Source organism: Acidovorax sp. PRC11, from assembly GCF_031844105.1.
Lineage (GTDB): Bacteria > Pseudomonadota > Gammaproteobacteria > Burkholderiales > Burkholderiaceae_C > Paracidovorax.
This window is the reverse complement of record NZ_JAUZUQ010000014.1, coordinates 1-21,969: the sequence shown is the minus strand read 5'-3', so window position 1 is coordinate 21,969 and position 21,969 is coordinate 1. Positions and strand designations below refer to the sequence as shown.

Annotated in this window: 27 protein-coding genes; 4 read left to right on the top strand and 23 right to left on the bottom strand. The window is 69.4% G+C overall.

The window, feature by feature from the left end; translation table 11 throughout:
• Positions 1-11: 11 nt before the first annotated feature.
• Positions 12-1,001 (top strand): lipoyl synthase, encoded by a 990-nt coding sequence (gene lipA, locus Q9R47_RS16165; RefSeq protein ID WP_311234213.1) that lies wholly within the window; start codon positions 12-14, stop codon positions 999-1,001.
• A gap of 114 nt (positions 1,002-1,115) precedes the next feature.
• On the opposite strand, the gene Q9R47_RS16160 is transcribed toward lipA, so the two are convergent.
• The 7 genes from Q9R47_RS16160 to kdpF form a co-directional block, all read right to left on the bottom strand.
• Positions 1,116-1,493, bottom strand: a complete 378-nt coding sequence (locus Q9R47_RS16160; protein ID WP_311234212.1) for a hypothetical protein — start codon at positions 1,491-1,493, stop codon at positions 1,116-1,118.
• Positions 1,494-1,663: 170 nt separating this feature from the next.
• Positions 1,664-2,374 (bottom strand): two-component system response regulator KdpE, encoded by a 711-nt coding sequence (gene kdpE / locus Q9R47_RS16155; RefSeq protein ID WP_311234211.1) that lies wholly within the window; start codon positions 2,372-2,374, stop codon positions 1,664-1,666.
• A gap of 10 nt (positions 2,375-2,384) precedes the next feature.
• A complete protein-coding gene (locus Q9R47_RS16150) occupies positions 2,385-5,186 on the bottom strand; it encodes a DUF4118 domain-containing protein (protein WP_311234210.1) in 2,802 nt (933 codons plus the stop codon).
• Between the two features lie 37 nt (positions 5,187-5,223).
• Positions 5,224-5,886 (bottom strand): potassium-transporting ATPase subunit KdpC, encoded by a 663-nt coding sequence (gene kdpC, locus Q9R47_RS16145; RefSeq protein ID WP_311234209.1) that lies wholly within the window; start codon positions 5,884-5,886, stop codon positions 5,224-5,226.
• 23 nt (positions 5,887-5,909) lie between these two features.
• The gene (kdpB, locus tag Q9R47_RS16140; protein ID WP_311234208.1) at positions 5,910-8,042 is read right to left on the bottom strand and encodes a potassium-transporting ATPase subunit KdpB; all 2,133 of its coding nucleotides are present in this window, start codon (positions 8,040-8,042) and stop codon (positions 5,910-5,912) included.
• Between the two features lie 19 nt (positions 8,043-8,061).
• Positions 8,062-9,867: a potassium-transporting ATPase subunit KdpA gene (kdpA, locus tag Q9R47_RS16135; RefSeq protein WP_311234207.1), complete on the bottom strand. Its 1,806-nt coding sequence runs from the start codon at positions 9,865-9,867 to the stop codon at positions 8,062-8,064.
• Position 9,868: 1 nt separating this feature from the next.
• Positions 9,869-9,967 (bottom strand): K(+)-transporting ATPase subunit F, encoded by a 99-nt coding sequence (kdpF, locus tag Q9R47_RS16130; RefSeq protein WP_019703860.1) that lies wholly within the window; start codon positions 9,965-9,967, stop codon positions 9,869-9,871.
• A 337-nt stretch (positions 9,968-10,304) separates the two neighbouring features.
• Between kdpF and Q9R47_RS16125 the strand changes: the two genes are divergently transcribed.
• The gene (locus tag Q9R47_RS16125; protein ID WP_311234206.1) at positions 10,305-11,111 is read left to right on the top strand and encodes a TorF family putative porin; all 807 of its coding nucleotides are present in this window, start codon (positions 10,305-10,307) and stop codon (positions 11,109-11,111) included.
• 30 nt (positions 11,112-11,141) lie between these two features.
• On the opposite strand, the gene ptsP is transcribed toward Q9R47_RS16125, so the two are convergent.
• From ptsP to Q9R47_RS16105, 4 genes are all read right to left on the bottom strand, one after another.
• On the bottom strand, positions 11,142-12,926 hold the full coding sequence (gene ptsP / locus Q9R47_RS16120) for a phosphoenolpyruvate--protein phosphotransferase (protein WP_311234205.1): 1,785 nt from the start codon (positions 12,924-12,926) through the stop codon (positions 11,142-11,144).
• A 46-nt stretch (positions 12,927-12,972) separates the two neighbouring features.
• Complete coding sequence (locus tag Q9R47_RS16115) at positions 12,973-13,242, bottom strand: HPr family phosphocarrier protein (protein WP_311234204.1); 270 nt, start codon at positions 13,240-13,242, stop codon at positions 12,973-12,975.
• On the bottom strand, positions 13,211-13,666 hold the full coding sequence (locus Q9R47_RS16110; RefSeq protein WP_311234203.1) for a PTS fructose transporter subunit IIA: 456 nt from the start codon (positions 13,664-13,666) through the stop codon (positions 13,211-13,213). Before Q9R47_RS16110 ends, Q9R47_RS16115 begins: the two co-directional genes overlap by 32 nt.
• Before the next feature lie 115 nt (positions 13,667-13,781).
• Complete coding sequence (locus tag Q9R47_RS16105) at positions 13,782-14,417, bottom strand: hypothetical protein (protein WP_311234202.1); 636 nt, start codon at positions 14,415-14,417, stop codon at positions 13,782-13,784.
• Between the two features lie 239 nt (positions 14,418-14,656).
• On the opposite strand from Q9R47_RS16105, the gene Q9R47_RS16100 reads away from it, so the two are divergent.
• Positions 14,657-15,160, top strand: a complete 504-nt coding sequence (locus Q9R47_RS16100; protein ID WP_311234321.1) for a TlpA disulfide reductase family protein — start codon at positions 14,657-14,659, stop codon at positions 15,158-15,160.
• 209 nt (positions 15,161-15,369) lie between these two features.
• Positions 15,370-15,834, top strand: a complete 465-nt coding sequence (locus tag Q9R47_RS16095) for a GNAT family N-acetyltransferase (protein WP_404977159.1) — start codon at positions 15,370-15,372, stop codon at positions 15,832-15,834.
• Between the two features lie 39 nt (positions 15,835-15,873).
• Here the strand turns inward: Q9R47_RS16095 and Q9R47_RS16090 are convergent, their stop codons facing one another.
• From Q9R47_RS16090 to rpsJ, 12 genes are all read right to left on the bottom strand, one after another.
• Positions 15,874-16,380 (bottom strand): peroxiredoxin, encoded by a 507-nt coding sequence (locus Q9R47_RS16090; RefSeq protein ID WP_311234200.1) that lies wholly within the window; start codon positions 16,378-16,380, stop codon positions 15,874-15,876.
• 126 nt (positions 16,381-16,506) lie between these two features.
• Entirely contained in the window at positions 16,507-16,776 is a 270-nt protein-coding gene (rpsQ, locus tag Q9R47_RS16085) for a 30S ribosomal protein S17 (protein WP_271464983.1), read from the bottom strand.
• Positions 16,777-16,785: 9 nt separating this feature from the next.
• A complete protein-coding gene (gene rpmC, locus Q9R47_RS16080) occupies positions 16,786-16,983 on the bottom strand; it encodes a 50S ribosomal protein L29 (protein ID WP_311234199.1) in 198 nt (65 codons plus the stop codon).
• 14 nt (positions 16,984-16,997) lie between these two features.
• Positions 16,998-17,414 carry a 50S ribosomal protein L16 gene (gene rplP / locus Q9R47_RS16075; RefSeq protein ID WP_056662458.1) on the bottom strand — a complete coding sequence of 139 codons (417 nt, stop codon included), beginning with the start codon at positions 17,412-17,414 and terminating at the stop codon, positions 16,998-17,000.
• Between the two features lie 2 nt (positions 17,415-17,416).
• Entirely contained in the window at positions 17,417-18,298 is an 882-nt protein-coding gene (gene rpsC / locus Q9R47_RS16070) for a 30S ribosomal protein S3 (protein WP_311234198.1), read from the bottom strand.
• Positions 18,299-18,313: 15 nt separating this feature from the next.
• Positions 18,314-18,646 (bottom strand): 50S ribosomal protein L22, encoded by a 333-nt coding sequence (rplV, locus tag Q9R47_RS16065; protein ID WP_100412086.1) that lies wholly within the window; start codon positions 18,644-18,646, stop codon positions 18,314-18,316.
• Between the two features lie 9 nt (positions 18,647-18,655).
• Positions 18,656-18,931, bottom strand: a complete 276-nt coding sequence (gene rpsS, locus Q9R47_RS16060) for a 30S ribosomal protein S19 (protein WP_010467177.1) — start codon at positions 18,929-18,931, stop codon at positions 18,656-18,658.
• Positions 18,932-18,941: 10 nt separating this feature from the next.
• Complete coding sequence (rplB, locus tag Q9R47_RS16055) at positions 18,942-19,766, bottom strand: 50S ribosomal protein L2 (RefSeq protein ID WP_311234197.1); 825 nt, start codon at positions 19,764-19,766, stop codon at positions 18,942-18,944.
• Positions 19,767-20,081: a 50S ribosomal protein L23 gene (gene rplW, locus Q9R47_RS16050; protein WP_092838241.1), complete on the bottom strand. Its 315-nt coding sequence runs from the start codon at positions 20,079-20,081 to the stop codon at positions 19,767-19,769.
• Positions 20,078-20,698 carry a 50S ribosomal protein L4 gene (gene rplD, locus Q9R47_RS16045; protein ID WP_311234196.1) on the bottom strand — a complete coding sequence of 207 codons (621 nt, stop codon included), beginning with the start codon at positions 20,696-20,698 and terminating at the stop codon, positions 20,078-20,080. Before rplD ends, rplW begins: the two co-directional genes overlap by 4 nt.
• A complete protein-coding gene (gene rplC, locus Q9R47_RS16040) occupies positions 20,698-21,372 on the bottom strand; it encodes a 50S ribosomal protein L3 (protein WP_311234195.1) in 675 nt (224 codons plus the stop codon). The genes rplD and rplC overlap by 1 nt, the downstream gene beginning before the upstream one ends.
• A gap of 257 nt (positions 21,373-21,629) precedes the next feature.
• The gene (gene rpsJ, locus Q9R47_RS16035) at positions 21,630-21,941 is read right to left on the bottom strand and encodes a 30S ribosomal protein S10 (protein ID WP_003059431.1); all 312 of its coding nucleotides are present in this window, start codon (positions 21,939-21,941) and stop codon (positions 21,630-21,632) included.
• Positions 21,942-21,969 lie beyond the last annotated feature (28 nt).

The window sequence follows — 21,969 nt, the reverse complement described above, 5'->3', positions numbered from 1 at the left end:
CCGCACCAGCCATGAGCACTCCCGAAGTCGTCCGCGAAGCGCAATCCACCGTTGCCTACAACCCGCTCGCCAAGCAGAAAGCCGCCGCGAAGCTCTCGCGCATTCCCATCAAGGTGGAACAGGGCGAGGTGCTGAAGAAGCCCGAGTGGATCCGCGTCAAGGCCGGCTCGCCCACCACGCGCTTCTACGAGATCAAGGAGATCCTGCGCGAGCACAAGCTGCACACCGTGTGCGAGGAAGCCTCCTGCCCCAACATCGGCGAGTGCTTCGGCAAGGGCACGGCCACGTTCATGATCATGGGCGACAAGTGCACGCGCCGCTGCCCGTTCTGCGACGTGGGCCACGGCCGTCCGGACCCGCTCGACAAGGACGAGCCGCTGAACCTCGCGCGCACCATCGCCGCGCTCAAGCTGAAGTACGTGGTGATCACGAGCGTGGACCGCGACGACCTGCGCGACGGCGGCAGCGGCCATTTCGTGGAGTGCATCCAGAACATCCGCGCGCTCTCGCCCCAGACGCAGATCGAGATCCTGGTGCCCGACTTCCGCGGCCGCGACGACCGCGCGCTGGAGATCCTCAAGGCCGCGCCGCCCGACGTGATGAACCACAACCTGGAAACCGCGCCGCGCCTCTACAAGGAAGCGCGCCCGGGCTCCGACTACCAGTTCAGCCTGAACCTGCTCAAGAAGTTCAAGGCGCTGCACCCCGGCGTGCCCACCAAGAGCGGCATCATGGTCGGCCTGGGCGAGACCGACGAGGAGATCCTGCAGGTGATGCGCGACATGCGCGCGCACGACATCGACATGCTGACCATCGGCCAGTACCTCGCGCCCTCCAACAGCCACCTGCCGGTGCGCCGCTACGTCCATCCGGACACCTTCAAGATGTACGAAGAGGAAGCCTACAAGATGGGCTTCACCCACGCCGCCGTGGGCGCGATGGTGCGTTCGAGCTACCACGCGGACCAGCAGGCGCACGCGGCGGGCGTCCAGCCGGCCTAGTCCGGCAGCCGCCGCCCGGAGCGGCGCATGCTCCAGCGCACGAGGGCCCAGGCGAGGGCCATCGGCGCGAACAGGGCGAGCAAAGCCATGCCCACATGCCACGCGGTGCCCATGTCACGCCTGCGCACGGTACGCGCCGCGCGGCGGCAGCGCGGGCGGACGGGGCCCCTCCTCGTGCAGCACACGGCCCACGGGCCCGAATTCCGCCGTGGGCAGAGCGGCCATGATCCGGTCCATGCACTCGCCGACATCGTCCTGCCGCAGATGCAGGTGGACGGTGCACACCGGCCGCACCGCATCCACCGACAGCCGGTAGGTGCCCAGCAGCGGCCCGAGCGCGGCATGCAGGCGCTGCCGGATGCGCAGCGCAGGCTCCCGGGCCAGCCGGATCGGCAGGACCACGCCATGGGCCGCGGGGCCGGCGGTGCGGGGATGGGAGCACGGGGCGCCGGCAGCGCCCTCTTCCTGCAGGAATATCCGATGCAGCAGCATGTCGTGGTGGCTTCGCGCAGCGCCGGGCGCCACGTCGGGAAGCAGGATGGAACAGGCTTCCAGTCTAGGAATGCACGCGTCAAAAGGGCGTAAAAAGTCCGGCGGCTTCCGTCAATCCGCTGCAAATCCGAACGACCCGGCGACGCCTGCCGGGCCGCCGTGATCCCGGGTCAGACGGCCAGGCGGTAACCGACGCCCGTCTCGGTCAGCAGATGCCGCGGCTGCGCGGGATCGGCTTCGAGCTTCTGCCGCAGGTGGCCCATGTAGATGCGCAGGTAGTGGCTCTGGTCGGAGCGTGCCGGCCCCCAGACCTCGCGCAGCAGCTGGCGCTGGGTGATGACGCGGCCGGCATTGGCCACCAGCACCGTCAGCATGCGGTATTCGGTGGGCGTGAGGTGCACGGCCGTGCCCGCGCGCCGCACGAGGCGCGCGCTGCGGTCCACTTCGATGTCGCCGAAGCGGAACACGGGCTCGGCCGCGTCGGCCTGCAGCCCCTGGCCCGTGGCGGGGCGCGGCCGGCGCAGGTTGGCGCGCACGCGCGCGAGCAGCTCGCCGGTGCCGAAGGGCTTGGTGAGGTAGTCGTCCGCGCCCGCGTCCTGCGCGGCGATCTTGTCGGCCTCGTCGGTGCGTGCGGAGAGCACGATGATCGGCACGGCCGACCAGCTCCGCACGTCGCGGATCAGCACCACGCCGTCGCCGTCGGGCAGCCCCAGGTCCAGCACCAGCAGGTCGGGCTGGCGCGTTCCGGCCGCGGACAGCCCCTCGCGCAGCGTGGCGGCCTCGTGCACCTGCCAGCCCTCCTCCTCCAGCGCGCCGCGCACGAAGCGGCGGATCTGGGGCTCGTCCTCGATCACGATCGCGGTGCGCAGGTGTGGGTTCATCGGCAGGAGTTCATTCAGGAGAGGCGGCGCCCGGGCCCTGGGGGGCGGAGGCGCCGTCGTCCGGCAGCTCGGCGGCTTCCGGCACGGCGGGCGGATGGCGCCGCGGCAGGGTGACGGTGAATTCTGCCCCGGGACCGGCCGCGGCGCCCGCTGCCGCGATGTCGCCGCCGTGCGCCAGCACGACGGCGCGGCAGATCGCCAGCCCCAGGCCCACGCCGGGCGTGGACGACTCGGCCTGTCCGCGCGTGAACTTGTCGAACAGCGTGTGCTCGCGCCCGCGCAGCGCCGCGGGCAGCCCCGGGCCGTGGTCGCGCACGCGGATGCGAAGCAGGCCGGGCAGCGCCTCGGCGGCAACGTCGATCGGCGGCGCGCCGTACTTGGCGGCGTTCTCCAGCAGGTTCACGAGCACGCGCTCGATCAGTACCGCGTCGAACTCCACGAGCGGCAGGTCCGCGGACAGCGCGGTGCGCACCTCCAGCGCCCCCAGGGCGGGCCGTGCCGCCCGGATGGCCGAGCCCACCACCTCCTCCACCGACTGCCAGTCGCGCCGCAGGCGCACGCTGCCGCCCGCCAGGCCGCTCTCCAGCCGCGCCATGTCCAGCAGGTTGCTGACCAGGGCATGCAGCTGGTGGGCCTGCTGCACGATGGCCCGCGACGCGGCAGGCAGTGCTTCGTCGGACTGGGCCGGCAGCGACTCCGCCAGCGCGATGAGCGCGGTGAGCGGCGTGCGCACGTCGTGCGAGATGGCGCCGAGCAGTGCGTTGCGCAGGCGCTCGGATTCCATGTCCAGCACGGCGCGCTGCGCCACCTCCACGTAGTGCACGCGCTCCAGCGCGATGGCGACCTGCCGCGCGAGGGTTTCCAGGTGCTGCGCCTGCTCGGGGATGAGCAGCCAGCGCGGCCGCGCGGGTGCGAGCGCGAGCACGCCGCGCACGCGCATCGGGGCCGTGAGCGGCACGTAGCGCCAGCCCTGCGCGGCCAGCGTGGCCGTGCCCAGGCCCGCGCTGCGGCCGTGGCGCAGCGTCCAGTCCGCCACGCTCGGATCGAAGCCCGCGGGCGGCACGCCGGGCACGGCGAGGCGATCGGTGTCGTCCAGCGGCAGCACCACGGCCTGCCCGCCGAAATGCTGCTGCACCGCCCGGGTGGCGATGTCCACCACCTGCGAGGCCTCCAGCGCCGCCGAGAGCTCGCGCGTGAGTTCGAACAGCGAGCGCATGCGCTGCTCGCGCCCGGCCGAGACGCCCGCGGAAAACCGCAGCCCCGCCGTGAGCTGCCCCACGAGCAGCCCCACGCCGAGCATGACGCCGAAGGTGACGAGGTACTGCACGTCGCTCACGGCGAAGGACAGCTGCGGCGAGACGAACACGAAATCGAACGCCGCCACGTTGAGCAGCGCAGCCAGCGCGGCGGGAACACGCCCGAAGCGCACCGCCACGCCGACCACGCCCAGCAGGTAGAGCATGACGATGTTGGTCAGCTCCAGCACGCCGGAGAGCGGCAGCGCGAGCAGCGTGACGGCCACGCTCGCGGCCACGGCCGCGCCGTAGCCGGGCCAGCGGGCGGAGGGCCGGTCCGCATCTTCCTGCGCGCCGCCACCGGCCGCATCGTCCACCTGGCGCCAGAGCGCCGACGGCAGCCGGCGGCTGCTTCCCGGCTCGCCCGCTTCCACGATGTCCAGCGCGGGAGCGGCGCTGCCGATCGCCTGCGCCGTGCCAGGGGCCGGCCACCATCGCCCGGGCCCCGTGCGGCGATGGGCACGGCCCACCACGACCGTCGCGCAATTGAGCTGGCGCGCGTGTTCGGCCAGCGCGGGCGCCACCGCGCTGCCGGTGAGTACGGCGGTTTCCGCACCCAGTTCTTCGGCCAGCTGCAGCACGGCCAGGATGCGGTCGCGCTGCGGCGCGGGCAGCCGCTGCAGCCGCGGGGTCTCGACATAGGCGGCGTGCCAGCGCACATTGAGCTGGCCGGCCAGGCGGGCGGCCGTGCGCACGGTGTGGGCGGCGTCCTCGTGCGGGCCCACGCAGGCCAGCAGCGCGCCGGAGGTGTTCCAGGCCTGCGGCACGCCGTGCCCCCCGCCGGACTGCTCGACGCGCCAGCCGCGCACGTCGTCCTCGACGTGTTCGGCCGTGCGCCGCAGGGCGATCTCGCGCAGCGCGATCAGGTTGCCCTTGCGGAAGAAATTCTGCGCCGCGCGCTCGGCCTGCTGCGGCAGATAGACCTTGCCCGCAGCCAGGCGCGCGGCCAGTTCGTCGGGCGTGGCATCGACGAACACCACTTCGTCGGCCTCGTCGAGCACGGTGTCGGGCACGGTCTCGTGCACGCGCACGCCCGTGATCGCGCCCACGGTGCCGTTGAGGCTTTCCAGGTGCTGCACGTTGAGCGCCGTCCAGACCTCGATGCCCGCGGCCACGAGCTCCTGCACGTCCTGCCAGCGCTTGGCATGGCGGGAGCCCGGCGCGTTCGAGTGCGCGAGCTCGTCCACCAGCAGCACGGCCGGCCGGCGCTGCAGCGCGGCGTCCAGGTCGAATTCGGTGCGCGCGCGGCCGCCGTGCTCCAGCGTGCGCCGGGGCAGCACCGGCAGGCCGTCGAGCAGCGCCGCCGTCTCGGCGCGGCCGTGGGTTTCCACCACGCCCACGAGCACGTCGCGGCCTGCCTGGCGCTCGCGCTGCGCGGCGCCGAGCATCGACCAGGTCTTGCCCACGCCGGCGTTGGCGCCGAAGTAGATGCGCAGCCTGCCGCGCTGCACGCGCTGCTCCTCGGCGCGCATCTGCGCGATGAGGGCGTCGGGATCGGGTCGGAGGTCTGTCGGCATGCTGGAGGGCGGCACGGGTGTGCGCAGTCTCCCGGATTCAACGTACCGCGTCGAGCGCCAGGTTGAGCGCGAGCACGTTCACGCCCGCCTCGCCGAGCCATGGCAGCAGCGGCGCCTCGGTGTGCGATCGCACCAGCGCTTCCACGCGCTCCAGCGGCAGGCCGCGCGCGCGGGCCACGCGGGCCGCCTGGTAGCGGGCCGCCGCCACGCTGATGTGCGGGTCGAGCCCGCTGGCCGAGGCCGTGACGAGGTCCACCGGCACGGGCGCGGTGTTGCCGGGGTCGGCCGCCCGCAGCGCCTCGATGCGGGCCTTCACCGCATCGGCGAGGGCGGGATTCGCCGGCCCCAGGTTCGAGCCGCCCGAGGCGCCCGCGTTGTAGGGCATCGGTGCCGTGGCCGACGGACGGCCCCAGAAATGCGCGGGGTCGGTGAAGTTCTGCCCGATCAGGCGCGAGCCGACGGCGTTCCCGGCCGCGTCGCGCACGATGCTGCCCTCGGCCTGCCGCGGGAACACGGACTGCGCCACGCCGGTGACGGCCAGCGGATACAGCACGCCGGTGACCAGCGACAGGCAGGCGAACAACGCCAGCGCCGGACGCAGCAGCGGCCCGCGGAGCACAGGTGCGCCGCCGTCGTCCGGGCTATCGGTGGTGGGCGGGACGGCCGGAGCGGCCGGCGTTGCGAGGGAAGAGGAAGCCATGGTGGTTCTCCGCAAAAACGCGTTCAGACGAGGCCGACGGCCACGAGCGCCCAGTCGATGAGCTTGATGCCGATGAACGGCACGACGAGCCCGCCCAGGCCGTACACGGCCAGGTTGCGCCGCAGCAGCGCGGCCGCGCCCACGGGGCGGTAGCGCACGCCCTTGAGCGCGAGCGGAATCAGGAAGACGATGATCAGCGCGTTGAAGATCACGGCCGACAGGATGGCCGACGACGGGCTCGCCAGCCGCATCACGTTCAGCGCACCGAGCTGCGGATAGGTGGAGACGAACATCGCCGGGATGATCGCGAAGTACTTGGCCACGTCGTTGGCGATCGAGAACGTGGTGAGCGAGCCGCGCGTCATCAGCAGCGCCTTGCCCGTCTCCACCACCTCCAGCAGCTTGGTGGGGTTGGAATCCAGGTCCACCATGTTGCCGGCCTCCTTCGCGGCCTGCGTGCCGCTGCCCATGGCCACGGCCACGTCGGCCTGGGCCAGCGCGGGCGCATCGTTCGTGCCGTCGCCGGTCATGGCGACCAGCCGGCCTTCGGACTGGTAACGGCGGATGAGGGCGAGCTTGTCCTCGGGCGTGGCCTCGGCGAGGAAGTCGTCCACCCCGGCCTCGGCCGCGATGGCCGCGGCGGTGAGCCGGTTGTCGCCCGTGATCATCACGGTCTTGATGCCCATGCGCCGCAGCTCCGCGAAGCGCGACTGGATGCCGGCCTTGACGATGTCCTTGAGCTCCACCACGCCGAGCACGCGCGCGCCCTCGGCCACGGCCAGCGGCGTGCTGCCGCGGCGTGCCACGTCGTCCGCGGCGCGGGCCACCTCCATCGGCATCGCGCCGCCCAGCGCCTCCACGTGCCGGGTCAGCGCCTGCACGGCGCCCTTGCGCAGCGCCACGGCGGCCGCGCCGTTCGTGGCGGGCAGGTCCACGCCGCTCATGCGGGTCTGCGCGGTGAAGGGCACCAGCACCAGGCCTTCGGCCGCGCCGGCTTCCGCCTCGATGCCTTCGCGGCGCGCCAGCTCCACGATGCTGCGGCCCTCGGGCGTCTCGTCGGCCAGCGAGGCCATCAGCGCGGCCCGGGCCAGGTGCGCGCGGGTCACGCCCGGCGCCGGCATGAACGCGCTCGCCTGCCGGTTGCCATGCGTGATCGTGCCGGTCTTGTCCAGCAGCAGCACGTCCACGTCGCCCGCGGCCTCCACGGCGCGGCCCGAGGTGGCGATCACGTTGGCCTGCATCATGCGGCTCATGCCCGCCACGCCCACGGCCGACAGCAGGCCGCCGATGGTGGTCGGGATCAGGCACACCAGCAGCGCGATCAGCGCGGTGAGCGACACCACGGTGCCCGCGCCCGAGGCCTGCACGCTGAACAGGGAGAACGGCAGCAGCGTCACCGTCACCACGAGGAACACGATGGTGAGCGCCACCAGCAGGATGGTCAGCGCCACCTCGTTGGGCGTCTTCTGCCGCTTGGCGGCCTCCACCATGCCGATCATGCGGTCAAGGAACGATTCGCCCGGGTTCACCGTGATGCGCACCACCAGCCAGTCGGACAGCACGCGCGTGCCGCCGGTCACGGCGGAGAAGTCGCCGCCGGACTCACGCACCACCGGTGCCGACTCGCCCGTGATGGCGCTCTCATCCACCGAGGCCATGCCCTCGATCACCTCGCCATCGAGCGGGATCACGTCGCCGGCGTCCACCTGCACCACATCCCCCTTGCGCAGGTTGGTGGCCTGCTCGGGCAGGAAGCGCGCGCCGTGGCGCGGCTCGGAGAGCTTCTTGGCCCAGGTGTCCTTGCGCAGCCCGCGCAGCGACGCGGCCTGCGCCTTGCTGCGGCCTTCTGCCAGCGCCTCCGCGAAGTTGGCGAACAGCACCGTGAACCAGAGCCACACGGCCACCGCCAGGATGAACGCCGGGCGCATGCCCATATCCTGCGCGGCGGTGAGCGCCTGCAGCCACAGCAGCGTCGTGAAGATGCTGCCGATGAAGACGATGAACATCACCGGATTGCGCCACTGCACGCGCGGGTCCAGCTTGGCGAAAGCCTGCCAGACGGCCGGGCGCACGAGCGCGGCATCGAGGAGCGTGAGGTTCCGTGCGGGAACCGGGGCCGCGGCGGATGCCGGGGCCGGGGAGTGGGGGGTCGTCATGTCGTATTTCTCCTCGCGCTCACCGGGCCTGCAGCACCAGGTGTTCCACCACCGGGCCGAGCGCCAGCGAAGGCACGTAATTCAGCAGGCCCACGAGCAGCACCGTGAACACCAGCAGCGCCACGAACAGCGGGCCGTGCGTAGGCATGGTGCCGGGGCCGGGCGGCAGCCGCTTCTTGGCGGCGAGCGATCCGGCGATGGCCAGCACCGGCACGATCACGCCGAAACGGCCGAACCACATGGCCAGCGCCAGCAGCACGTTGTAGAAGGGCGTGTTGGCCGACAGGCCCGCGAAGGCGCTGCCGTTGTTGTTGGCGGCCGAGGTGAGCGCATACAGCACCTCCGAGAAACCGTGCGCGCCCGGGTTCGCGATGCCGGCCTGGCCCGCGGGCGCCAGCACGGCCACGGCGGTGCCCACCAGAACCAGGATCGGCGTCACGAGAATGGCGGCGGAGGTCAGCTTCATCTCGCGCACCTCGATCTTCTTGCCCAGGTACTCGGGCGTGCGGCCGATCATCAGCCCCGCGATGAACACCGCGAGGATGGCGAACACCAGCATGCCGTAGAGGCCCGTGCCGACCCCGCCGAACACCACCTCGCCGAGCTGCATCAGCACCATCGGCACCATGCCGCCCAGCGGCGTGAACGAATCGTGCATGGAGTTCACGGCACCGCACGAGGCCGCCGTGGTGACGGCCGCGAACAGGGCCGAGGCGGAGATGCCGAAGCGCACCTCCTTGCCTTCCATGTTGCCGCCGGCCTGCAGCGCCGAGGCCGCCGGATCGGCCCCCAGGGCGGAGAGCGCCGGGTTGCCCGCCTGCTCCGCCGCCGTCACCGCGGAGACGGCCACAACGAACATCAGCGTCATCGCGGCCAGGATGGCCACGCCCTGGCGCCAGTCGCCCACCACGCGGCCGAACGCGAAGCACAGCGCCGCGGGGATCAGGAAGATCGCCAGCATCTGCGCGAAATTGGTGAGCGGCGTCGGGTTCTCGTAGGGATGAGCCGAGTTGGCGTTGAAGAAGCCGCCGCCGTTCGTGCCCAGCATCTTGATCGCCTCCTGCGAGGCGACCGGGCCCATCGGCAGCGTCTGCGTGCGCGTGCTCGCCTCGCGGGTGACCGGGTTGCCGGAGGCATCCCTCACCGGCTGGCCCTGCGCATCGGTCTGCGGCGCCTGGTAGACGGTCGTCTCCACCGTCGCCACCTCCTGATAGGGCGCGAAGTTCTGGATCACACCCTGGCCCGCGAGCAGGAGGGCCAGCACGAACGACAGGGGCACCAGCACCCAGGCCGTGATGCGCACCAGGTCCGCCCACACGTTGCCCACGTGGCCGGCACCGTCCGTGCGGCGCGCGGCGAATCCCCGCGCCAGCGCGAAGGCCACCGCGATGCCCGTGGCGGCGGACAGGAAGTTCTGCACCGACAGCCCGAGCATCTGCACGAGGTAGCCCATCGTGGATTCGCCCGCATAGCCCTGCCAGTTGGTGTTCGCGACGAAGCTCACCGCCGTGTTGAAGGCGGAATCCGGCGCCACGGCCGGCAGGCCCTGCGGATTGAGCGGCAGCACGCCCTGCAGGCGCTGCAGCGCATACACCGCCAGCACGCCCAGCGCATTGAAGGCGAGCAGCCCCAGCGCATAGTGGCGCCAGTGCATGCCCTGCTGCGGCCGCACGCCGGCCAGGCGGTAGAGGGGCGCTTCGGCGCGGTGCATCCAGGCCGGCAGGCGCCCGCCGCACACCGCGGCCAGGCCGCGGCCGAGCGGCCAGGCCAGCAGGCCCAGCACGACCAGGAACAGGGCCAGCAGGCCCCAGGCGGAGGTGTCCATGTCAGAACTCCTCCGCGCAGATCAGCGCGAACACCAGGTAGGCGAACAGCAGCACCGCGACGATGGCGCCGAACCCGTAGAGCACGTCGATGCCGATCATCGCGACGCTCCCCGCGGCCGGCCATCGTGGCGGCCCAGGATCACCACGGCCTCGGCCATGGCCACCCACAACGCCGCGATCGCGGCAACCCACAGCACATCCATGTTCATGCACTCCAACAACCCTTGCGGGCGATGGAGGCATTCTGGAAAAGCCCGCGTAAAAAGTGTGCACAGCTTCCCCGGGCGCCCGTAAACGCGGCGTAAAAACCGGCGCGGCGCAGTCCGCATTGATGCCGCCTTGACGCTGCGGGCATGCCTTTTGACACCGTTTTGACGGCGGCCTCCCTACGCTGGCGGCTTTCCTCACCGCGTCGCCACGGGCGGCGCATTTCCCCATGAAACGCACGCACCGCATCGCCCTCCCCGCCACGCTCCTCGCCGCCTGCCTCGCCGCGGCGCCCGGGGCCCACGCACAGCTCACCGGCAACCTGGCCCTCACCACCGACTACAAGTTCCGCGGCCAGGACCAGGACATGCTCAAGAGCGACGGCTTCGCCCGCAGCAGCGCGTTCAAGCCGGCCGTGCAGGGCGGCCTGGACTATGCCTTCGGCGACAGCGGCTGGTATGTGGGCACCTGGAACTCCAGCGTGCAATGGCAGCGCGGCAACAGCCTGGAGAGCGACCTCTACGGCGGCTGGCGCTTCAAGGCCGGGCCGATCGACATGGACCTGGGCGCGATCGCCTACCTCTACCCCGGCAACCGGGCGGGCAACACCCGGGAGGTGTACGCCAGCGCGGGCTACGGCAGCGACACCCTGGGGCAGTTCACGCTGAAGTACGCCCACACCGTCTCGCGCGACTACTTCGGCTATGCCGGTGCCAGCGGCGGCTCCGGCCTCTCCGGCCGCGGCACCGGCTACACCAGCCTCGCCTACAGCCGCGAACTGCTGCCCCGGCTGACGCTCAAGGCGGCCGTCGGATATACCCGCATGTCCGGCGACATCCGGTCGCTCGGCCTTCCGAGCTATGCCGATTACCAGCTCGGTGCGTCCTGGGACTTCGGCGACGGCCTGCTGCTCGCCGGCTCCATGCAGGGCGCCACTCGCGGGGATGCCTACGCCGCCGCCACCGGCCCGGGCGACGCGGGCCGCACCTCGCCGAACCGCCGCCGCTTCATCGCCACGCTGACGAAGAACTTCTGAGCCGGCCCCAGGGGACCGCCGGCCGGCGGGTCAGCCGCCCAGCACGTCGGCCGGGCTGTCGGCGTCGATCACCGTGCGCGCCCAGGGCGCGAGCTTGCGCGTGTCCGACCGCAGCACTTCCTGCTTCACGGCCAGGATCTGCGCGGGATGCATCGAGAAGCTGCGCAGCCCCAGGCCCAGCAGCAGCTTCGTCATGGACACGTCGCCCGCGGCCTCGCCGCACAGGCACACGCTCTTGCCCTGGCGGTGGCCTTCCGCGATCACGTCGGCCACGAGCTGCAGCACCGCCGGGTGCATCGGATCGTAGAGATGGGCCACGCTCTCGTCGGCCCGGTCGATCGCGAGCGTGTACTGGATCAGGTCGTTCGTGCCGATGGAGAGGAAATCGAAATACTGCAGGAAGCGGCGCACGATCAGCGCCGCGGCCGGCACCTCGATCATCGCGCCCAGCTGCACCGCGCCATAGGGCACGCCCTGCGCCTGCAGTTCGGCCCGCGCCATGTCCACCTGCGCGAGCGTCTGCCGGATCTCGCCCACGTGGGCCAGCATCGGGAACAGCAGGTTCACCGGCCCGTGCGCGGCCGCGCGCAGCACGGCGCGCAGCTGCGTGCGGAACATCGACGGATCGGCCAGGCTCCAGCGGATCGCCCGCAGGCCCAGGGCCGGGTTGAGGTGGCTGGGCGCCTCCTTGGCGGCCTTGCCGTCCAGCGGCTTGTCCGCGCCCACGTCGATGGTCCGCAGCGTGACGGGCAGGCCCTGCATGCCCTCCACCGCGGCGCGGTAGGCGCGGTACTGCTCCTCCTCGCCGGGGAGATCGTCGCCCCGCCCCATGAACATGAACTCGCTGCGGAACAGTCCCACGCCCGCGGCACCGGCGCGCACTGCCCCGGCCGCGTCGCCCGGCTGCTCGATGTTCGCCAGCAGCTCGATGCGCTCGCCGTCGAGCGTGACCGCGGGGGTGTGCAGCAGCCGGGAGAGCCGCCCGCGCTCGAGTTCCGCCTGGCGCTGGCGGAAACCGTACTCGGCCAGGATGATCGGCGACGGATCGACGATCATGACGCCCGCATCCCCGTCGATGATCACCCAGTCGTCCTGCCGCACCAGCTGGCTCGCGGCGCGGGCGCCGACCACCGCGGGAATGTCCATGCTGCGCGCGACGATCGCCGTGTGCGAGGTCTTGCCGCCCACGTCGGTCACGAAGCCCGCGAACACGCTCTGCTTGAACTGCAGCATGTCCGCCGGCGAGAGGTCGTGCGCCACCAGCACCAGCGGAACGTCCACCATGTCGCCGGGCAGCAGGTCCTGCTGCAGCCCGAGCCCCACCGCCGCGCCCGAGCGCCGGGGGCCCGGGGGCGGCGGCGCCACGGGGCTCGCCACGCCCTTCATGTACCGCAGGATGCGCTCGACCACCTGCTCCAGGTCGGCCTTGCGCTCGCGCAGGTACTCGTCCTCCATCTCGTCGAACTGGCGCGCGATGATCTCCAGCTGCGTGGTCAGCGCCCATTCGGCGTTGTAGAGGCGGTCCGTGATCCAGTGCTTCACCCCGCTCACCAGGGTCTCGTCCTGCAGCAGCATCAGGTGCACGTCGAGCAGCGCCGCCAGTTCGGGCGGCGCGTCGGCGGGCATCTCGGCCTGCAGCCGCTGCAATTCCTCGACCACCGCATTGCGCCCGTCGCGCACCCGCAGGATCTCCGCGCGCACCTGGTCGGGCTCGATGAAGTAATGGGCCACGTCCACGCGGCTGGAGCCGACGAGCACCGCGCGCCCGATGGCGATCCCCCGGGCGACGGCCAGACCATGGACCGCGAACGTCATCGGGTGTCTCCGGGTGCGGCGGTGGATCGGGGGGCCATGCGGAGCGTCACTCCCCTTCGCCGAACTTGCCGTCGATGAGCGCGCGCAGCGCGTCCATCGCCTCCTGCTCCTGCGGGCCGTCGGTCTCGATCGTGACCTCGGAGCCGATGCCGGCGGCCAGCATCATCACGCCCATGATGCTCTTGGCATTCACGCGGCGCTCGCCCCGGCCCAGCCACACTTCGCAGGGGAAGCTGCCGGCCAGCTTCGTGAGCTTCGCGGACGCACGGGCGTGCAGGCCCAGCTTATTGCTGATGGTGATACTCGTCTTGATCATGGCGGGAGCGTCGGTTCTGGTTCTGGGGGGCCGCGGCCGCGACCTGCATCACCCCCTGGGTGCCGCCCGCGATCGCCCGTGCGACGAGCGCATCGAGCGGCTCGCGCAGGTAGGTCACTGTGCGCAGCAGCATGGGAAGGTTCACGCCCGTCACCAGGCGAGACCGCTCGCCGTCCACGAGGCGCTGCGCCACGTTGCACGGCGTCGCGCCGAACACGTCGGCGAGCACGAGCGTGGAGGCGGCGTCCGCGTCGCCGCTTTCCAGCAGGATGCGGGCGGCCGCCAGCGTGTCCTCGGGCGGTGCATTGGGATGCACGTCCAGGGCCAGGATGTCGTCGGCGGATTCGGGAAACACATGCAGGGCGCAGGCGCGCAGCGCATGGGCCAGCGGGGCGTGGGCAATGAGGAGAAGGCGCGTGCTCATGGATGGATCGGGTGAACCGCATTATGGCGCCGCCCCGGTCACGGGCACGGACATGGCACGCCCCCGACCCAGCGCCTCTCGTTTTCCCGGCCGCGCAACGCCGCGCGCCGCCGCATCACCGCAGGGCCAGCCCGCCGAAGAACGTGTCGGCCGCGGCGGCACGCGGCGTCGGCGCATAGAGCACCGCATGGTAGAGCCGCAGGCGCGGCGCGCTCCCCGCGGCGGCGGCCTCGGCCCGGGCGAACCAGACGGCATGCGCGACCACGGCCGCGGAATCGTCCGGCGAGACGCCCTGCACCTGCACGCGCACCGACTGCGGCAGGGGCAGCGCGCCCGGCAGCGTGAAAGGGCTGCCGGCCGCCGCGGCATCCGCCGCAGGCACCCCCATGCGCCCGAGCGTGGCCGCGCGCCACTGCGACAGCACCGCGCCGGCCTCCGCGGCACCGGCGGAGCCGTCCAGCACCATGTGCGACACGGCAAAGGTCGCTCCATCCGCCTTGCAGCCCGCCATCGACAGCTCCACTGTCTGCCCGCCCAGCTCCACCGGCCGCGCGGCGCGGTCCGGCTTGCACGGCAGCACCGCCTCCAGCCCGGCGCCCTCCAGGCGCACCGTGCGCCAGTCGAGCGGCGGGCTGCAGGCCGCCAGGGCCCATGGCAGGGCCGCAGCCGCCAGCCACCCCTGTCCGCCCCTGCGCGCCCAGGCACCCACGCATCGGAACCGAGCAGCAATGGCGGAAGGGATCGGGCGCATCGGGCCATTATCCGCAGCCGGGAGGAGGCCCACGCACCGGGCGCGCGGCTCCGGGCCCCCGGCTCCCGGCCGCAGCACCGCCCTGCCCCATTGACGCACGTCAAGCGACGAACTTTCCGCCCGCGCCCGGCCTCCAACGCCCCGTACGCCGGAGCATCCCGTCCGGCACAATGGTGGATCAGCGCATGCCGCGTGCGGCCGCGCAGGGAATCCGGGATCTGCAGAAAGGCGGGGCGACGATGGGCATGAAGCAATGGATCGGCGCGGCGGTGGTCGCCGCCTGCTTGGGCGTGGGGGCGTTCGTCTACCTGGGCGCCGGCCGTTCGCAGGCGCCTGAATCCACCTTCGTGCTGCTCGACGGCTCCCGCCAGACCACGGCGGACCTGCGCGGCAAGGTCACGCTCGTGAACTTCTGGGCCACCAGCTGCACCACCTGCGTGGCCGAGATGCCGGAGATCATCTCCACCTACGGCAAGTACCGCGACCGCGGCTTCGACACGCTGGCCGTCGCCATGAGCTACGACCCGCCGAGCTACGTGGTGAACTTCGCGCAGACCCGGCAACTGCCCTTCAAGGTGGCCATCGACAACACCGGCGCCGTGGCCAAGGCCTGGGGCGACGTGCGCCTCACGCCCTCGACCTTCATCGTGAACAAGCGCGGCGAGATCGTGAAGAGCTACGTGGGCGCGCCGGATTTCCCGGAACTCCACCGCCTGATCGAACGGCTCCTGGCCGAGACCTGAGCGTTCCCGCCGCATGCGCCGCCCGGTGCGCGGTACCAGGGGTGGGCTCACGGTGCGGTGCCGCATCCAGGCCACGGGCGCTTGCCGAGCGTGACGCTCCGCGCGCCCGGGCCATCCCGCATGGTCTGCGCGCGGCACGTGCCAGTACACTGTTTTTCCGCACCACTCCCTGCCTTTGCCTCGTGGAACAGCCTTCCGTCGACCTCCTCATGCCCTCCGAGCCCGCCGAAATGGACGCCGTGCGCGACATCTTCCGGGAATACGGCGACAGCCTGGGCATCGACCTGCAATTCCAGGATTTCGAGACCGAACTCGCCCAGTTGCCCGCGGACTACGCGCCGCCACGCGGCCAGATCCTGCTCGCGGAGGTGGGCGGCGCGGTGGCCGGATGCTGCGCCCTGCGGCCGCTGGACACCGCCGACTACCCGAACGCCGCCGAGATGAAGCGCCTCTACGTGCGCAAGGCGTTCCGCGGCTTCGGCCTCGGGCGCCAGCTCGCCGAGGCCATGCTCGACGTGGCCCGCCGGGCCGGCTACGCCTGCGTGCTGCTGGACACGCTGGACGGCATGGAATCGGCCCGCGCGCTCTACGCGGACCTGGGATTCGAGGAAATCCCGCCCTACTACCACAACCCGATCGCGGGCTCGCACTACCTCAAGGTCGATATCGACTGAGAGTGCCACGGCGCCGGGAAGGGGCCTGGGGCGCCGTCCTCAGCCGCGGGCCTGGGCCAGCAGCGTGTCGGCGTCGCTCACCTCGAACTTGCCCGGGGCCTCGATGTTCAGCGAGGCGACCTTGCCGTCCTTGACGAGCATCGAATAGCGGTTGCTGCGCAGGCCCAGGCCCTTGCCGTTCAGGTCCAGCGTCAGGCCGGTGGCCTTGGCGAACGCGGCATCGCCGTCGGCCAGCATGCGCACCTTGCCGGCGGTCTTCTGGTCGCGCGCCCAGGCGCCCATCACGAACGCATCGTTCACGCTCAGGCACCAGACCTCGTCCACGCCCGCGGCCTTGAATGCCTCGGCCTGCTCCACGTAGCCGGGCACGTGCTTGGCCGAGCAGGTGGGCGTGAAGGCGCCGGGCACGGCGAACAGGGCGATCGTCTTGCCGGCCGAGGCCTGGGCCACGTCCACCGGGTTCGGGCCGAGGCTGCAGCCCTCGCCTTCGGTGTCCGAGTATTCCATCAGGGTCACCGCGGGCAGTGCGTCACCGATCTTGATCATGGTTGGGTTCTCCAGTTGAAGTGATGTGAAGGGAAGGGACGGGAAAAAAGGAAGGCCGGAAATGAAAAAACGGCCCACGATTGTGGGCCGTTTTCAGGAGGCGTGTCGCCAGGAGTGGTGAACCACTCAGAGCAGGCCAGCCTTTTGAACGAGGCGCGTGGCGACCCAGTTCTTGGTCTTGGAAAGCGGGCGGCTTTCCGTGATCTCGATGGTGTCGCCCAGCTTGTACTCGCCATTTTCGTCATGGGCGTGGTACTTGCTCGACTTCATCACGATCTTGTCGTAGATCGGGTGCTTCACGCGGCGCTCGACCAGCACGGTCACGGTCTTGGCGCGCTTGTCGCTGACCACCTTGCCAACCAAGGTGCGCTTGAGGGATTTTTTAGCTTCCGTCATGTCGGCTCCTTACTTGGCGGCTTGCTTTTCAGCAAGGATGGTCTTGGCACGTGCGATGTCACGGCGCGTGGAACGCAGCGTGCTCGTGTTGCCCAGTTGTTGCGTAGCCTTCTGCATGCGCAGGCCGAAGTGGGCCTTCTGCAGGGACTTGATCTCGGCTTCGATGCCGGCGACGTCTTTTTGGCGCAGTTCAGCAGCTTTGGTCATTTCAATACTCCTGATCAAGCGCCGATTTGACGTGCGACGAACGTGGTGCGCAGCGGCAGCTTGGCGGCAGCCAGGCGGAACGCTTCACGGGCCAGTTCTTCGGGAACGCCGACGATCTCGAACACCACCTTGCCGGGCTGGATTTCAGCCACGTAGTACTCGGGGTTGCCCTTACCGTTACCCATACGCACTTCTGCGGGCTTGGTGGAGATCGGCTTGTCCGGGAACACGCGGATCCAGATGCGGCCACCACGCTTCACGTGGCGGGAGATCGCACGGCGTGCGGCCTCGATCTGGCGGGCCGTCAGGCGGCCACGGTCCGTGCACTTCAGGCCGAAGTCGCCGAAGGCCACCGAGTTGCCACGGGTGGCAACGCCGGTGTTACGGCCCTTCTGCTCTTTGCGGTATTTGCGGCGAGCGGGTTGCAGCATCGTTATTCTCCTTTGCCGTCCGCTGCTGTAGCGGGCGCGTCAACCTTGCGAACGCGCTTAACGGCGGTGTTATCGGCGCCACCGGCACCGGCGGGCTTGTCGCTGCCGTCGGCCGGGGCGGCATTGCCACCCATCGGACGGCGGGGACCACGGCCGGCACCGGCACGGTCGCCACCCGGGCGGCCGTCACGGCGCGGACCGCGCGGGCGACGCTCTTCTTCCGGACGGGGCGTTTCAGCCACCGGCAGGTCGTTGCGGCCCAGCGTGTCACCCTTGTAGACCCACACCTTCACGCCGATCACACCGTAGGTGGTCTTGGCTTCGGAGGTGCCGTAGTCGATGTCGGCGCGCAGGGTGTGCAGCGGCACACGGCCTTCGCGGTACCACTCGGTACGTGCGATTTCGATGCCGTTCAGGCGGCCGGCGGACATGATCTTGATGCCCTGGGCGCCCAGGCGCATCGCGTTCTGCATCGCGCGCTTCATGGCGCGGCGGAACATGATGCGCTTTTCGAGCTGCTGGGTGATCGAGTCGGCGATCAGCTTGGCATCGATTTCGGGCTTGCGCACTTCTTCGATGTTCACTGCGACCGGCACGCCCAGGCGGGTGGCGAGTTCCTTCTTCAGGTTCTCGATGTCCTCGCCCTTCTTGCCGATCACGACGCCGGGACGTGCCGAGTAGATCGTGATGCGGGCGTTCTTGGCAGGACGCTCGATCAGGATGCGCGACACGGCGGCGTTCTTGAGCTTGGCCTTCAGGTACTCGCGCACCTTGATGTCTTCGGCCAGCATGCCGGCGAAGTCACGGTTGCTCGCGTACCAGCGGCTGGCCCAGTTGCGGCTCACGGCCAGGCGGAAGCCGGTAGGATGGATTTTCTGTCCCATATTCTTCCTTTGGCCTCAGTTGCCGACCGTCACGTAAACGTGGCAGGTGGGCTTGCTGATGCGGTTGCCGCGGCCTTTGGCGCGGGCCGTGAAGCGCTTGAGCGTCGTGCCTTGTTCGACGTAGATGGTCTTGACCTTCAGTTCGTCGATGTCGGCGCCGTCGTTGTGCTCGGCGTTGGCGATGGCGGACTCCAGAACCTTCTTGACGATGCCGGCAGCTTTTTTCTGCGTGAACGACAGGATGTTCAGTGCCTGGTCGACCTTCTTGCCGCGGATCAGATCAGCGACCAGACGGCCCTTGTCGACCGACAGACGGACGCCCCGAAGGACTGCACGTGTTTCAGACATGGTCGTTCCTTACTTCTTCGCTTTTTTATCAGCGGGGTGACCCTTGAAGGTGCGCGTCAGGGCGAATTCGCCCAGCTTGTGGCCCACCATCTGGTCGGTGACATAGACCGGCACGTGCTGCTTGCCGTTGTGCACGGCGATGGTCAGGCCGATGAACTCGGGCAGAACCATGGAGCGACGCGACCAGGTCTTGACTGGCTTCTTGTCCTTGGTGGCGACGGCCTTTTCGACCTTGGCCAGCAAGTGGTGGTCAACAAACGGACCCTTTTTGAGAGAACGAGTCATTTGTTATCCCTTACTTCTTGCGGCGCGACACGATCATGACCTGTGTGCGCTTGTTGTTGCGGGTGCGATAGCCCTTGGTCAGATTGCCCCAAGGATCGACAGCATGGCGGCCTTCGCCGGTGCGGCCTTCGCCACCACCGTGCGGGTGATCCACCGGGTTCATGGCCACGCCGCGGACGGTCGGGCGAATGCCCATCCAGCGCTTCACGCCGGCCTTGCCCAGTTGGCGCAGGCTGTGCTCTTCGTTGGCGACTTCACCAATGGTGGCGCGGCACTCGATGTGGATCTTGCGCACTTCGCCGGAGCGCATCCGCACCTGGGCGTACACGCTTTCGCGGGCCAGCAGGGTGGCGGACGTGCCAGCGGAACGGGCGATCTGGGCACCGGCACCGGGCTTGAGCTCGATGCAGTGGATCGTCGAACCGACGGGGATGTTGCGGATCGGCAGCGTGTTGCCCACGCGGATCGGGGCCTCGGAACCGCTCACGATCGTGGCGCCGACTTCCAGATTGCGCGGAGCGATGATGTAGCGGCGCTCGCCGTCGGCGTAGCACACCAGGGCGATGTGGGCCGTACGGTTCGGGTCGTACTCGATGCGCTCGACCTTCGCGGGGATGCCGTCCTTGTTGCGACGGAAGTCCACCACGCGGTAGTGGTGCTTGTGGCCACCGCCCTTGTGACGGGTGGTGATGTGACCGTTGTTGTTGCGGCCGGACTTCTGGTGCTGGGGTTCCAGCAGCGCAGCGAAAGCCTCGCCCTTGTACAGGTGGTCACGCGTCACCTTCACCACGGCACGTTGGCCGGGCGAGGTGGGTTTCATCTTGATGACTGCCATTTAAGCGGCCTCCCCGGACAGGTTCAGCTCTTGACCTTCCTTCAGCGTCACATAGGCCTTGCGCACGTTGTCGCGGCGGCCGATGGTCTTGCCAAAGCGCTTGGTCTTGCCTTTGGTGTTCACCACAGAAACGCCCTTGACCTCGACCTTGAACATCAATTCCACGGCGGCCTTGATTTCGGGCTTGGTTGCGTTCTGCAGCACCTTGAACGTCACAGCATTGGACTTCTCGGCAACCATGGTGGCCTTTTCGGACACGATGGGAGCGACCAGAACCTGCATCAGACGGCCTTCGTCAAACTGGGTCGTGCTCATGCGAACATCTCCTTGAGTTTGTCGATAGCGCCCTTGGTGACGAGCACTTTCTTGTAATGCACCAGCGACACCGGATCTGCGTAACGCGGCTCGACGACGAACACGTTCTTCAGGTTGCGGGAAGCGAGGTACAGGTTTTCGTCCACTTCATCGGCGATCACCATCACCGATTGCAGGTTCATGGCCTTGAACTTGTCGGCCAGGACCTTGGTCTTCGGGCTTTCCACCGTCAGCGAGTCCACCACGGCCAGACGGCCTTCGCGGGCGAGCTGCGACAGGATGGAAGCCATGCCGGCGCGGTACATCTTCTTGTTGATCTTCTGCGTGAAGTTTTCTTCAGGCAGGTTCGGGAAGATGCGGCCGCCCCCACGCCACAGCGGGGAGGAGGTCATACCGGCACGTGCGTTACCCGTACCCTTTTGCTTGAAAGGCTTCTTGGTCGAGTGACGGACCTGCTCGCGGTCCTTCTGCGCGCGGGTACCCTGGCGGGCATTGGCGCGGTAGGCCACGACGATCTGGTGGATCAGGTCTTCGTTGTACTGGCGGTCGAACACGGTCTCGGGCACGTCGATCTTGGACGCGGCCTGGCCTTGGTCATTCAGGAGTTCGAGCTGCATTAGTTCGCTCCTTGGGAAGCTTTGGCCTTGACGGCGGGACGCACGGTCACGAACCCGCCCTTGGAACCAGGGATCGCGCCCTTGATCAGGAGGAGTTGGCGAGCTTCGTCGACGCGGATGACGTCGAGGTTCTGCGTGGTGGTGGTGACGTCGCCGAGGTGGCCCGTCATGCGCTTGCCGGGGAACACGCGGCCGGGATCCTGCGCCATGCCGATGGAGCCGGGCACGTTGTGCGAACGGCTGTTACCGTGCGACGCGCGCTGCGATGCCATGTTGTGGCGCTTGATCGTGCCGGCGTAGCCCTTACCGATCGAGGTGCCTTGCACGTCGACCTTCTGGCCCACCGAGAACACGTCCGTGATCGGCACGGCAGCACCCGCGGCGTACTTGCCGGCGGTTTCTGCGGTGACGCGGAATTCCTGGATGATTTCACCGGCTTCCACACCTGCCTTGGCAAGGTGGCCGGCTTCGGGCTTGGTCACGCGAGATGCCTTGCGCGAACCGAACGTGACCTGCAGGGCCACGTAGCCATCGTTCTCTTGGGTTTTCACCTGGGTCACACGGTTGTTGGACACATCCACCACCGTGACGGGCACTGCGTCCCCGTCATCGGTGAACAGACGCATCATGCCCACCTTGCGGCCCAGCAACCCGAGGGAGTTGCTCAGACTCATTGGTTGTTCTCCAAAGCTTCCGCCGCCCCGACTTCAATTGGCCGAAACGTTTGCACGACGGGCGCTGGCCTCGACGGCTAAGCACCTATGTGCGCGAAAGAAGGTTGATAAAACTCCGCACCCCGCGCCCGGCCATCCGGACGCAAAAAACGCGAAGCCGCAAAGTATAACGCGGACTGCCTTTGCAGGCAAGTCCGCGTCAGGGAGCGCGGCGCGGCCCCGGAGGGCCGCGCCGCGCTGTAGGCAGCAGGAAGGGATTACTGCAGCTTGATTTCGACGTCCACGCCGGCCGGCAGGTCGAGCTTCATCAGCGCGTCCACGGTCTTGTCGGTGGGATCGACGATGTCCATCAGGCGCTGGTGCGTGCGGATTTCGAACTGGTCGCGCGACGTCTTGTTGACGTGCGGCGAACGCAGGATGTCGAAACGCTTCATGCGCGTCGGCAGGGGCACGGGGCCCTTGACGATGGCGCCCGTGCGCTTGGCGGTGTCGACGATCTCGGCGGCGGACTGGTCGATCAGCTTGTAATCGAAAGCCTTCAGGCGGATGCGGATCTTTTGCTTGGACATTGTGTTTCCTGCTCTTTCAAGGATTTAA